The sequence below is a fragment of the Pseudochrobactrum asaccharolyticum genome, assembly GCF_003314995.1.
Lineage (GTDB): Bacteria > Pseudomonadota > Alphaproteobacteria > Rhizobiales > Rhizobiaceae > Pseudochrobactrum > Pseudochrobactrum asaccharolyticum.
In genome coordinates, this window is sequence record NZ_QNRH01000001.1 from 310,045 (window position 1) to 323,180 (window position 13,136).

Genomic DNA, 13,136 nt, shown 5'->3' on the forward strand with positions numbered 1-13,136 from the left:
TTTTATGGCACAGACTGCATCGCATACAGCCCATGCGCATGATGCACATCACGGGCATCACCATGACGGACATGAAAGCGGCAATCGGGTTAAAGACCCTGTTTGCGGGATGATGGTTGATCCGGCTGCAGGCAAGCCGCACATGACCTATAAGGGGCATGAATATCATTTCTGCTCGGATAGTTGTCACAGTAAATTCAAAGCCGATCCCGAAAAATATCTCACTGCACAATCTGCCGCTGCGCCTACGATTAAAGGGGCGCAATATACCTGTCCGATGCATCCGGAGATTATTCGTGATGAACCGGGCTCCTGCCCGATTTGCGGAATGGCGCTGGAGCCGGTTATGCCGTCGCTTGATGACGGGCCTAATCCTGAATTAGTGGATTTTACACGTCGCTTCTGGGTGAGCGCGATTTGTTCCGTTCCCTTGTTGATCATCACTATGGGGCCGATGGTCGGTCTATCTGTGCGTGAGTGGATTGGCGAGCAAACGGCTTTATGGCTGGAGTTTTTGCTGGCAACGCCGGTGGTGCTCTGGGCAGCGCTGCCGTTTTTCAAACGCGGGGTCGACTCGTTTAAAAACCGCAGCCCGAATATGTGGACGCTGATTATGATCGGTGTCGGAGCCGCCTATCTTTACAGTGTGGTTGCTGTGCTGTTTCCGGAAATGTTCCCGCATTCCTTCCGTGGTCATGGCGGTTCGGTTCCGGTTTATTTCGAGGCCGCTGCCGTTATTGTCACGCTGGTCTTTCTTGGGCAAGTGCTGGAACTACGTGCCCGCGAGCGTACCGGCTCGGCGATCCGCGCCCTGCTTGATCTGGCGCCGAAAACTGCACGACGTATTGCTGCTGATGGCAGTGAAGCCGATGTGCCTCTGGATGAAGTACAGGCAGGTGACAAGTTGCGTATCCGCCCCGGTGATAGTGTGCCGGTGGATGGCATTGTGGTGGAAGGCCGCTCCTCCGTTGATGAGGCGATGATTACCGGTGAACCGGTGCCGGTTGAAAAGACCGAGGGCGATAAAGTCATCGGCGGCACCGTTAATAAAAACGGTTCTCTGGTCATGCAGGCAGAGAAAATCGGCGCAGAAACCATGCTGTCGCAGATTGTCGATATGGTTGCCAAAGCCCAGCGTTCCCGTGCGCCTATTCAGGGGCTGGCTGACCGGATTTCATTCTATTTTGTACCGATGGTTATTGTCGTTGCACTCTTGTCCTTTATCGGCTGGGCGCTGTGGGGGCCGGAGCCGAGCATGATCTATGCTATTGTGGCGGCGGTTTCGGTGCTGATTATCGCTTGTCCCTGTGCGCTGGGGCTGGCAACGCCAATGTCGATCATGACAGCAACAGGACGCGGCGCGCAGGCTGGTGTGCTGATCAAAGATGCCGAGGCGCTGGAGCGCATGGCGAAAGTGGATACGCTGATCGTTGATAAAACCGGTACATTGACGGAAGGCCGACCGAAGCTGACGGATGTGGTGGCGGTTTCCGGTGTCGATGGTAACATGCTGTTGCAACTGGCTGCAAGCCTAGAGAAAGGCTCGGAGCATCCGCTGGCGGAAGCCATTGTTGCCGGTGCCGAAGCAAAAGGGTTGAAGACCGATAATGTTGATGCCTTTGAAGCGATTACCGGTAAAGGTGTTGCCGGTACAGTGAAGGGGCGGGCAGTTGCACTCGGCAATCCTGCGATGATGCAGGGTATGGGGCTGGATATTGCCGCCATTCAGGCACAGGCCGATACATTGCGGGCAGAAGGTAAGACCGCGATGTTTGTTGCCGTTGATAACAAGCTGGCAGGTCTGGTTGCCGTGGCCGATCCGATTAAGGAAACAGCGGCAGAAGCCATCCGCACGCTCCATGCGCGCAGTTTGAAAATCATTATGGCCACCGGAGATAATGAACGCACAGCACGAGCTGTGGCCGCAAAGCTCGGCCTTGATGATGTGCGTGCCGATGTGCTGCCGGAAGATAAAAAAGCGCTGGTTGATGAATTGCACAAACAGGGTAAAAAAGTCGCTATGGCGGGGGATGGTGTGAATGATGCACCGGCACTGGCTGCCGCCGATGTGGGTATTGCTATGGGCACCGGTGCTGATGTGGCAGTGGAAAGTGCGGGGATTACGCTGCTTAAAGGCGATCTCACCGGCATTGCCCGTGCGCATCATCTGGCAGAGGCGACAATCCGTAATATTAAGGAAAACCTGTTCTTTGCCTTTGTCTATAATGCGCTGGGTATTCCGGTGGCCGCAGGGCTGCTCTATCCGTTCACCGGCACTTTATTGTCGCCGATGATTGCAGCGGCAGCAATGAGCCTGTCCTCGGTCTCGGTGATTGCCAACTCATTGCGGCTGAGAGCGTTGAAGCTTTGACTAAAACAAATTTAATAAAAAGCGGGCAAATTGCCCGCTTTTTATTTAGCTGGAAACGGATGTTAGTAAGGACTGTCGACCTTACCGGTTTCTACATAGACCGTTTTGATCTGGCTGTAGTGGGAGAGAGCGGCGAGGCCGTTCTCACGGCCGATACCGGAGTTTTTATAACCGCCGAACGGCACTTCCACGGGTGTCAGATTATAGGCATTGATCCAACAGGTACCGGCCTTGAGTGCTGCAATCACACGATGACCGCGGGCGCTGTCTGCGGTGAATACACCGGCAGCAAGGCCGAATTCCGTATCATTGGCGCGGGCGATGACTTCACCTTCATCCTTAAAGGTCAGAATGCTCATCACAGGGCCGAAGATTTCTTCCCGTGCAATACTCATATCATCACTGACATTGGTGAAAATCGTCGGCTCAATATAGAAACCGTTTTCCAGTCCCTGCAAGGCCGGCACAGCGCCGCCGCAAACCAGATTTGCGCCTTCAGCTTTGCCCTTCTCAATATAGGACAAAACCTTGTCGCGCTGGGCAAGGCTCACCATTGGCCCCATCTGGGTGTTCGGATCAAGCGGATCACCGATCTGAATAGCGCGGGTGCGCTCAACCAGACGGCTAACAAAAAGCTCGGCAACGGCCTCATGCACAAAAACGCGGGTGCCGTTGGAGCAAACCTGACCGGTGGAGTAGAAATTGCCGAGCATCGCGCCGCCAATGGCATTTTCCAGATCGGCATCATCGAACACGATCAGCGGGGATTTGCCGCCGAGTTCCATGGTGACCTGTTTCATCTCGCTACCGGCCTGCGCCATGATTTTCTTGCCTGTCGGTACAGAGCCTGTGAGTGAAACCTTGGCAACCTTAGGGTGGCTGATCAGTGCGCTACCTGCATCGCCAAAGCCCTGAACCACGTTGAAAAGCCCGTCCGGCAGACCGGCATCTTTGTAGAGCTGTGCGAGTGCCAGAGCTGACAGCGGTGTGTTCTCGGATGGTTTGAACACCACCGCATTACCCATTGCCAGAGCAGGGGCAGATTTCCATGATGCGATCTGGATCGGGTAATTCCATGCGCCGATACCGACGCAAACGCCCAGTGCCTCACGGCGAGTATAGGCAAAAGGTCCGCCAAGTTCGACAAACTCGCCATTGAAACCGGAAATTACACTGCCGAAATATTCCATCGCATCGGCACCGGAAGCCGCATCGGCCACCAGAGTTTCCTGAATGGCTTTACCGGTATCCAGTGTTTCCAGTTCCGACAATTCCTGATTGCGCTCGCGCATCAGGTCTGCGGCACGGCGCAGAATGCGGCCACGCTCAACAGGCTTGAGTTTTGCCCATTCAACCTGCGCTTTGGCAGCGGCTTCAACAGCCTGATCGACAATGGCTTGTGTCGCGCCGTGCAAACGGGCAATCACTTCGCCGGTGGCAGGATAGATCACATCAAAAGCACGGCCTGCCGTGTCTTCAACAAACTGACCATTGATAAAATGTGAGGCTTGCGGCTGTGCGCGCATGGGAAATTCCTTCAAACTCTTAGAATTTTATAAATGAGAGCATAGCTCAAAAAGTGTCAGGCCGTGGCGAAAAGGGTGTTTTCGAGAACCGGAACGCAATGTACTTGTCGTGTACATGAGTACCGGAAGCGCAGAAAATGCCATTTGCAGACCGGCATGGCGGTTTTTAGTATGCTCTTAGCGATCGGATACTTGCCAGCGCGGATTGATCCAAGGTTCTTGGTTCGAGCGCGGCAGCGGTGTTTTGCCTAAGATATGATCTGAAGCCTTCTCACCGGTCATGATCGACGGGCCGTTGAGATTGCCGTAAGGCACGCGCGGGAAAATTGAACTGTCAGCCACGCGCAGACCTTCAACACCAATCACACGACACTCCGGATCAACCACGGCCATAGGGTCATTGACTGAACCCATTTTACAGGTACCGCATGGATGGAATGCACTTTCTGCATGATCGCGGATGAAATTATCCAGCTGTTCGTCTGTGACCTGATCATCACCCGGCTGAATTTCCCGGCCACGATATGGGGCAAAAGCCTGCTGGCCAAAGATTTCGCGGGTGAGGCGGATGCAATGACGGAAATCGCGCCAGTCATCGGGATGTGACATATAATTGAACAGGATTTTCGGTTTCTCTTTCGGATCACTGGAGCGCAGCGTGACCGAGCCGCGCGACTTGGAGCGCATCGGCCCCACATGCGCCTGAAAACCGTGGCCGCCTGCTGCTGCCTTGCCGTCATAGCGGATCGCAACCGGCAGGAAGTGGAACTGAATATCCGGATATTCCACACCGGCAGATGAGCGCACAAAAGCAGCACCTTCAAAATGGTTGGTTGCGCCGAGACCGGATTTGAAGAACAGCCATTCCGCACCGATACGCGCTTTGGAAAACAGGTTGAGACTGGAATAAAGCGTAATTGGCTGCAGGCATTCCTGCTGCACATAGACTTCCATGTGATCCTGCAAATTCGCGCCGACACCGGCACGGTCTGCCACGACTTCAATACCGTGTTCGCGCAGATGTTCCGCAGGGCCAATGCCGGAAAGCATCAGCAGCTTTGGTGAATTGATGCTGGAAGCAGCGATAATCACTTCACGCTTGGCTTTGATAACGCTGACCGTACCGGATTTTTCGATCTCAACGCCAGTCGCGCGGCCATTCTCGATCACCACTTTGCGGGCGAAAGCATTGACCAAGGTCACATTACGGCGCTTGAGGGCAGGACGCAGATAGGCATTGGCGGTTGACCAGCGGCGGCCGTGATGGATGGTTTGCTCCATCGGGCCGAAACCTTCCTGTTTCGAACCGTTATAGTCATCTGTTGTTTCAAAGCCTGCTTGTTTTCCGGCGTCGTTGAAAGCTTTGAACAGCGGGTTGCTTCGCTTGCCGCGCTGCACATGCATCGGGCCATTGGTGCCGCGCCAGCCCTCTTCACCACCATGGGAATGTTCCATGCGCTTGAAGTAAGGCAACACATCCGCATAGGACCAGCCACTGGCGCCGCTCTCAGCCCAATGGTCAAAATCCTTGGCGTGTCCGCGTACATAGACCATGCCATTGACGGATGAAGAACCGCCGATGACCTTGCCGCGTGGGGTGACGAGACGACGGCCGTTAAGGTGCGGCTCCGGTTCGGTGTTAAAGCCCCAGTCATAGGTGGACATATTCATCGGGAAAGACAGAGCCGCAGGCATCTGGATCAGCGGCCCCATATCGGTGCCGCCATATTCGATGACGATTACAGAATATTTGCCGTCTTCCGACAGGCGGTAGGCCATGGCAGAACCGGCAGAACCGGAGCCGATAATAACGAAATCTGCTTCCATATTGGTTTCCTTAATGCTGGTTGCTGACGGTTTTCGACCGGTTCTGTGCCAGTTGCACGGTGATGTAATCCTCAACCAAAGCAATGGCTTTGGGCGCTTCCGGTGCGTCGGCACCGAGCGCATGGCGGATATAAAGACCGTCGATGAGAGCGCCGGTACCTTCAGCAATATGTTGCGCGGTCTGTTTGTCTGTGAGCTGCTCAAGAGCAAAGCTCAGGTTGGAATGCAGGCGGCGGGCATAAATCCGCAACAGACGGCGCATCTCTAATGATTGCTGGGCATGGGCATAGAAGGTGAGCCATGCAGCAATCGTTTCATGGGCAAACTGTGAGGCGGAGAAATTCACGCTGATAATTGCGGAAAGCCTTGCACGCGGGCTGTCTGCTGCCTGTAAGGCATGGCGCAGATCAGAGCCGAGTTCGCTCAGTAAGTGGCGCATAGTGGCTAAGAGTAACTGGTCTTTGCCGCCGAAGTAGTGATGCGCCAGCGCTGCCGATACACCGGCCTTGCGTGCGATTTGTGCAACAGTCACATCAAGCGAGCCGCGCTCACCGATTGTCTGAATGGCGGCCGAGATCAGGTCTTTCCGGCGCAATTCTTCCATTCCCACTTTAGGCATGTCTGTCTCACAAAATTGTTTGGATTGGACTGATTATCGTTTTTATTGATTGATCAGTCAATCAAGAGTTTATTATCGTTTTATTTCAATGCTATGACGTGATTTGAAAATGAGAAAATCCTCCACCTGCTGAGATGGGCGCGTTTTGACGGCATAAGACTATTTTGCTAGAGCAACGGCAGTGAATGATGCGGAGTTTTAAAATGGCAAATCCGGTTTTGGTTGAAGTTGTGCGCGGTAAAGTGGTGGAAAGCCGCCACAGCGGTGCGCTGACGCTGTTCGATGGTGACGGTAAGACCGTTCTGAACATCGGCGATGTAACGCGCCCGACCTATCCCCGTTCGGCAATCAAGGCTATTCAGGCGCTGCCATTTGTGGAAAGCGGTGCTGCTGATGCCTATGGTTTTGGCAATGAAGAACTGGCTATGGCTTGCGCTTCCCATTCCGGTGAGCCGGAGCATGTGGCGCGTGCGGCCTCGATGCTGGCGAAAGCCGGTTTGTCCTGTGATGATCTGGAATGCGGTGCCCATTGGCCGTCTGACCAGAAAGTGCTGATCGAAGTTGCCCGCAGCGGCAAGGAGCCGACTGCGCTCAATAATAACTGCTCCGGTAAACATGCCGGTTTTCTCTGCACCTGCGCGCATATGGGTTTGAAGGTCAAAGGTTATGTGCAGGCCAGTTCGCAGATCCAGACCATTGTGCGTGAAACCATGCAGGAAGTGACCGGCGCGGTGCATAATGCTGATGAATATGGCACCGATGGCTGCTCCATTCCGACCTATGCTATTGGTCTGGATGCTATGGCGCGTGGTTTTGCCCGCATGGCAACCGGCACAGGTCTGGCACCTGTTCGTGCACAAGCCGCCAAGCGTCTGCTGGATGCTTGCATGGCAGCGCCGTTTTATGTGGCCGGTAGCCGTCGTGCCTGCACTGAGCTGATGGAACTCGCACCAGGCCGTATTTTCGTGAAAACCGGTGCGGAAGGTGTGTTCTGCGGTGCGGTACCTGAATTGGGTGTAGGTTTTGCCATGAAATGCGATGACGGCACCACCCGTGCGGCAGAAATAATGGTGACACGTTTGCTGGCGCAGCTTTTTGCAAAAGATGCAGAACTGTCAGGCAAGCTGGAAGCACGTGCAACGCGCCGTATGAGCAACTGGAATGGTATTGACTTCGGTTATATTGCACCATCAGCTGCTCTGGTTGATGAATTGAAAGCCGTTTCTTTCTGAGAAGAAAAAATACTATAAGTATTTGATAATTAAGCCGTGCGTCATAAAGATGTGCGGCTTAATTGTTTCGCTGCATGGCTTGCTTTTATTTCGGTTCCTTCCTAGGCTCTGTGAATGAGCAGAGCTTTTACAAAAGAACAGGACGATGTTCCTGCCGGTCTGGTGGAGCGTCCGGTCAGTCCCCACCGCAATTTAGTCACTCAAAACGGTCTCAGACTGATTGAGGCTGAACTGGCACGTCTGCAGACGGAGCTGGGGCAGGCAACTGCGAGCGGGGATAAGGCCTCAATTGCCCATGTCTCACGGGATTTGCGCTATTGGACAGCGCGACGTGAGACCGCAGAACTCAATCTTGCAGACCAAGACGGCGATGTAATCCGCTTTGGTATGCAAGTCACTGTTGAGAATGAGGACGGTCGTCAGCAGAGCTGGATGATTGTCGGCGAGGATGAGGCGGAGCCGTCCAAAGGTACGGTTTCCCACATCTCACCGCTTGCTGTTGCCCTTTTTGGTAAGAGCAAGGGTGATCTGGTGACTGTGAATGGCCGCGGGCTGGAAATTATCAGCTTTAAAGCCATTAACTAAAGCATGTCGCAGCTAAATGTATTCATTTAGCGTTCGCGAACATGCGATAATTAAAAGAATCTAGAGCGATCGCAGTGGGTACGATTAAACGTAACACGCTCTAGATCATTGCCGGCTCTGTTCAGAGCCAGCCTTTTCTGCGGAAGAAATAGAGCGGGATCAGTGCGGAGATGACCATCAGGCCGAGCGCCGCGGGATAGCCCCATTGCTCGGTCAGTTCCGGCATAAAGCTGAAATTCATGCCGTAGATCGAGGCAATCAGTGTCGGCGGCATGAAGCCAACCGCGGCCACTGAGAAGATTTTGATAATCGCGTTTTGCTCTACCGAAATCAGGCCGACAATTGTATCGAGCAGGAAGTTGATTTTATTATTGAGAAAATCGACGTAATTTTCCAGCGACTGCGCATCGCGCTCCAGCGTTTTCAGCCATGAGCGTGTGTCTTTGGCTTGCGTTTTTGGTGAACTATTGGCGGTAATATAAACCAGCAGACGACGGACACCGGCAAGACTTTCACGCATTCTCGACAGAAAAGTACCATGCGCACCGATCTCATTGAGAATCTCGCGGAAATCATGGGTCGACATTGGCCGTGTATTATTCGGACGGCGATAAATCCGGTGCGAAGCGGTGTCGATTTTTTCGCTGACACCTTCGATGAAGTCGGCGAGCCTGTTGGTATTGGCTTCGATAATGCCAAGCAGAATGCACAGGCTGTTGGTACGGCTGTTGATCAGACCATTGCCGCTTTTGGCCGTACGGCTGGCATAAAGTACAAAAGATTTAGGCTCGGCATAACGCACGCTGATAAGCACTTTATCTGTCATGATAAAGGTGATCGGGCTGACAATACGATGGTCATCAGTGGTGAGATGCAGAAATGGTGCGGTCAGATATTGCGCGCCGTTTTCGCTATAAAACCGATTGGATTCTTCAATTTCACCCATGTCTTCACGTGTTGGAATGGGAATGCTTGCCCATTGTTCAACCTGTGCTTCTTCTTCTGGCGTCGGGTTTACAAGGTCGATCCATAGTGCATTTTGCGGCAGGTCTGCCGGTGCATGTGTGGCCGGATCAGTATCGGCACGGTCGTAGGGAGTGAGAATGTCACCATTGCGGTAATATACTGTCAGCATCTTTGGGTATAACCCCTGTCATGAAAGCATGTGCCCCTCTGTGTGAGGGCAGATATGCATAAAACAAAAATAAGCAGGCGCAACTGGCCGGAACTATAACTATAGCGTCATTATAAATATAGAAGTGTAAACAGCGCATGTCATTGTTTGCAGGGACATCATGGTTGTGTATCTGCTTCACAGAGCATGATTGTGTTCGATAGACAGGATTGCCGGATATAGATATATCAATACTGATTGAATGATCAGCGCAGAAACAGAAGGTTTGATTTTATGTCTGTAATGAATGAGCCATTGCGGGCAGAGGGGCATGCGACTGCGGAGATGCAAGCAGCAGTCGGGGCGCAGAAAATACCGGTTAAGCAACCGGCCATGAGCCCTGCCTATCGCCTTCTGGCAGGCATTTTTCTGGTGCTGATCGCGCTTAACCTGCGCCCGATATTTTCCAGCTTTGCGGCTTTGCTGCCGGAGATTGTTGGTTCAACGGGTATCAGTTCTTTAACTGCGGGATTGCTGACGACATTGCCGGTCTTTTGTCTGGGATTTTTTGCGCCATTGGCACCGAAATTCGGCGAGCGCATCGGCATCGAACGGACATTGCTGATCGCGGCTCTGTTGCTGGCTTTGGGGACATTTTTACGCGGTGTCGGCCCCGTGAGCATGATGTTTGCCGGTACTATGCTGGCCGGTGCCTGTATTGCGGTGTGTAATGTGTTGTTGCCGGGGATCGTGAAGCGGGACTTTCCTGATAAGGCTGCTTTGCTGACCGGATTTTACACCATGGCGCTGAGCGGGGGAGCGGCGCTGGCCGCAGCTTTTACCGTGCCGCTTTACAAAGCGCTCGATAACTCATGGCAGCAGGCATTGGCTCTCTGGGCGCTTCCGGCACTTGTTGCTGCTTTGCTGTGGGGTGCTCTGACATGGCGTATCAAACATCAGCCCGCAGCGACTAAAGGCAAGGTGACTGGTCTGTGGCGGGATAAGATCGCATGGCAGCTGACATTCTTCATGGGTTTGCAATCATCGCTGGCTTATACGGTTTTCGGTTGGCTGTCGCCGATCCTGCGCGAGCGCGGGCTGGATGGTCACACCGCCGGTGTGGTGGTTTCTGTTGCAATCGGGATGCAGCTTTTTGCCTGTCTGATTGTGCCGACAATTGCAGTGCGCTCCCGTAATCAGAGCCTGCTCAATGCTGTGCTGATTGCCTGTGCCTCTGTTTCTATGCTGGCGATGTTGTTTATGCCGCTCTGGTCGGTTTGGTATTGGGCGGTTCTGCAAGGTATCGGTTTGGGCGGGCTGATTGCAGCCGCTATGACCGAGATTGTGCTGCGTTCGCCTAACCCGCGTGTGGCGGCACATTTGTCCGGCATGGTGCAATTTGTCGGTTACATGATTGCGTCAATCGTGCCGTTGCTGATCGGTATTATCCGTGACTGGACGGGCTCTTATGATGCGACTGCGTTCTTGTTTGTGATTATCGGTATCGTTGCGGCATGGAATGGTTGGGGCGCAGGCCGCGCTATCTATGTCAAAGCGAAGAGTGAGTAAACAAAAAAGCCCCGCATTTTGCGGGGCTTTTTTATGCGAATGACAGGCAGATCAGATGAACTGACCGAGACCCGGAATCGAGTTTACGACATCATCAACGGTTTGCGCACCGGCTTTTTCTTTTGCAAAAGCAATGGTTTCTTTGGCAACGCCGGAAATTTCACCCATGCCGAGGCCTGCGCCCATCAGCTTGGAGCCGAGACCCATAACGCCACCCATCATATTGGAGAGGAAGCCACCCTTATCGGCGGAAGCGATCAGTTCCTGTGCACCCGGAATACCGGCGATCAGCGCGCCGACTTTATCCTGCGGGCCTTCTTTTTCGAGAAAGGCAAGGATCAGGCCAACAGCTTTTTCTGCAGTTGCACTGTCAACACCGACATTATTGGCAATACGTGTAATCAGCTCTTCCATCATAGTCTCCCAAAAATTGACGTTTACGTAATAAGCATTATGGAATGATGAAATCAAGTCCTGCTTTATCCGTTTCTGTAACATAAATTGCCTTAGAGCGGTTTACGTTCATGGAGGGCGCAGTGCTCGCTCTGACATTTTAAAATTAGAGCATAATTCCTTAAACTTGAAACAGTTTAAGGAATTATGCTCCGGGTCGGGGCTAAAATATTGTCCCGTTGCGCTCTGATGGCTATAAACTTAAAATAGCTCTGCCGTTTGGTGTATATTCGGCGTGAAGATGAACGGATGAGGAGTTACTCTATGCCCGCAGATGGAAGCATCTTTCTTGGTGCCAGCCGCAAACCGGATGACAGCTATCAGCAACCGGAAGAACTGGCGCTGAAATATGCCAACCGGCACGGGCTGGTGACCGGTGCGACCGGTACGGGTAAAACCGTCAGCCTGCAGGTGATGGCTGAGGCCTTTTCTGCTGCCGGCGTGCCGGTATTTTGCGCTGATGTGAAAGGCGATCTTTCCGGCATTGCCGCAATCGGTGAGAAGAATGATTTCTCGGTGAAGCGCGCGCAGGAAATTCATCTTGAACCTTATGATATGCATGCGACGCCGGTGATCTTCTGGGATATTTTTGGCGAGCAAGGGCATCCGATCCGTGCAACGATTTCAGAAATGGGGCCTTTGCTGCTGGCGCGGCTGATGAACCTGACGGAAGCGCAGGAAGGCGTGCTGAATATTGCATTCCGCGTGGCCGATGAAGAGGGGCTGCTGCTTCTCGACATGAAAGACCTACAATCCATACTCAGCCATGTTGCCGAGCGGTCTTCAGAACTCTCTGCTCAATATGGCAATGTCAGCAAGGCATCTGTGGGTGCTATTCAGCGCTCGCTACTGGTATTGGAACAGCAGGGTGGCTCTTTCTTCTTTGGTGAGCCTGCGCTGAATATTTCCGATCTGATGCGCACCACCACAGACGGACGCGGTATTGTCAGTGTTCTGGCAGCCGATAAGTTGATGATGAACCCGCGACTGTATTCTACCTTTCTGCTCTGGCTGATGTCGGAGCTGTTTGAGCAATTGCCGGAAATCGGTGATCCGGAAAAGCCGCGTCTGGTGTTCTTCTTTGACGAAGCGCATCTGCTGTTTGATGAGGCGCCGAAAGCGCTGCTGGATCGTATTCAGCAGGTTGTCCGTCTTATCCGCTCAAAAGGTGTGGGTGTTTATTTCGTTACACAGAATCCGCTCGATGTGCCTGAAAGTGTCCTGGCACAGCTCGGGAACCGTGTGCAGCATGCCTTGCGTGCCTATACGCCGCGCGAAACAACAGCGGTGAAAACCGCCGCGGGCACATTCCGGCCAAATCCAGATTTTGATACATTCAAAGCGATCACCATGCTGTCGACAGGGGAAACACTGGTTTCAACCTTGCAGGCTAAGGGTATTCCATCGATGGTGCAGCGCACCTTGATGCGTCCGCCTGCGTCGCGCATCGGCCCGCTGACGGCAGATGAACGTGCAAAACTGGTCGCAACCAGCCCTGTCTCCGGCCAGTATGACCGTGTAATTGATCGTGAATCCGCGTTTGAAATTTTGCAAAAGCGTGCCGAGGATAAAGTTGCCTCAGCTGAGCAGCAGCAACAGGCGGAACAGGGCGGCGGTAGCTGGACAGATTATCTGACATCTACACTTGGCGGTGGGGGCAAGCGCGGTGGCCGTCAGACAGTTGCAGAGACGGCTGTCAAAAGCGTGGTGCGCACTGTGAGTAACTCGCTTGGCCGTGCCATTGTGCGCGGCATTCTGGGTGGCTTTAAACGCTGATTGTAACTTTTTCAGAGTGAATAAGATGCGCCTTGTCTGTCCGACAGGGCGCATTTTTTATGCC

At 53.2% G+C, this 13,136-nt stretch carries 10 protein-coding genes; 5 read left to right on the forward strand and 5 right to left on the reverse strand.

Annotated elements, in window-relative coordinates:
- The first annotated feature begins 4 nt into the window (after nt 1-4).
- A complete protein-coding gene (locus DFR47_RS01360) occupies nt 5-2,371 on the forward strand; it encodes a heavy metal translocating P-type ATPase (protein ID WP_113942618.1) in 2,367 nt (788 codons plus the stop codon).
- A gap of 62 nt (nt 2,372-2,433) precedes the next feature.
- Here DFR47_RS01360 and betB read toward each other — a convergent pair whose 3' ends face one another.
- The 3 genes from betB to betI all read right to left on the reverse strand — a co-directional run bounded on the left by betB (nt 2,434) and on the right by betI (nt 6,343).
- On the reverse strand, nt 2,434-3,897 hold the full coding sequence (betB, locus tag DFR47_RS01365) for a betaine-aldehyde dehydrogenase (RefSeq protein WP_113942619.1): 1,464 nt from the start codon (nt 3,895-3,897) through the stop codon (nt 2,434-2,436).
- A gap of 177 nt (nt 3,898-4,074) precedes the next feature.
- Entirely contained in the window at nt 4,075-5,724 is a 1,650-nt protein-coding gene (betA, locus tag DFR47_RS01370) for a choline dehydrogenase (RefSeq protein WP_113942620.1), read from the reverse strand.
- Between the two features lie 10 nt (nt 5,725-5,734).
- Nucleotides 5,735-6,343, reverse strand: coding sequence for a transcriptional regulator BetI (gene betI, locus DFR47_RS01375; protein ID WP_113942621.1), 609 nt, complete (start codon nt 6,341-6,343; stop codon nt 5,735-5,737).
- A 203-nt stretch (nt 6,344-6,546) separates the two neighbouring features.
- On the opposite strand from betI, the gene DFR47_RS01380 reads away from it, so the two are divergent.
- Complete coding sequence (locus tag DFR47_RS01380; protein WP_113942622.1) at nt 6,547-7,575, forward strand: asparaginase; 1,029 nt, start codon at nt 6,547-6,549, stop codon at nt 7,573-7,575.
- Nucleotides 7,576-7,689: 114 nt separating this feature from the next.
- Complete coding sequence (locus DFR47_RS01385; RefSeq protein WP_113942623.1) at nt 7,690-8,160, forward strand: GreA/GreB family elongation factor; 471 nt, start codon at nt 7,690-7,692, stop codon at nt 8,158-8,160.
- Between the two features lie 121 nt (nt 8,161-8,281).
- On the opposite strand, the gene corA is transcribed toward DFR47_RS01385, so the two are convergent.
- On the reverse strand, nt 8,282-9,295 hold the full coding sequence (gene corA / locus DFR47_RS01390; RefSeq protein ID WP_113942624.1) for a magnesium/cobalt transporter CorA: 1,014 nt from the start codon (nt 9,293-9,295) through the stop codon (nt 8,282-8,284).
- 282 nt (nt 9,296-9,577) lie between these two features.
- On the opposite strand from corA, the gene DFR47_RS01395 reads away from it, so the two are divergent.
- The gene (locus DFR47_RS01395) at nt 9,578-10,843 is read left to right on the forward strand and encodes a CynX/NimT family MFS transporter (protein ID WP_113942625.1); all 1,266 of its coding nucleotides are present in this window, start codon (nt 9,578-9,580) and stop codon (nt 10,841-10,843) included.
- A 51-nt stretch (nt 10,844-10,894) separates the two neighbouring features.
- Here the strand turns inward: DFR47_RS01395 and DFR47_RS01400 are convergent, their stop codons facing one another.
- Nucleotides 10,895-11,257, reverse strand: a complete 363-nt coding sequence (locus DFR47_RS01400) for a DUF2267 domain-containing protein (RefSeq protein ID WP_113943172.1) — start codon at nt 11,255-11,257, stop codon at nt 10,895-10,897.
- Nucleotides 11,258-11,560: 303 nt separating this feature from the next.
- On the opposite strand from DFR47_RS01400, the gene DFR47_RS01405 reads away from it, so the two are divergent.
- Nucleotides 11,561-13,072: a helicase HerA-like C-terminal domain-containing protein gene (locus DFR47_RS01405; protein WP_113942626.1), complete on the forward strand. Its 1,512-nt coding sequence runs from the start codon at nt 11,561-11,563 to the stop codon at nt 13,070-13,072.
- Nucleotides 13,073-13,136: the final 64 nt, after the last annotated feature.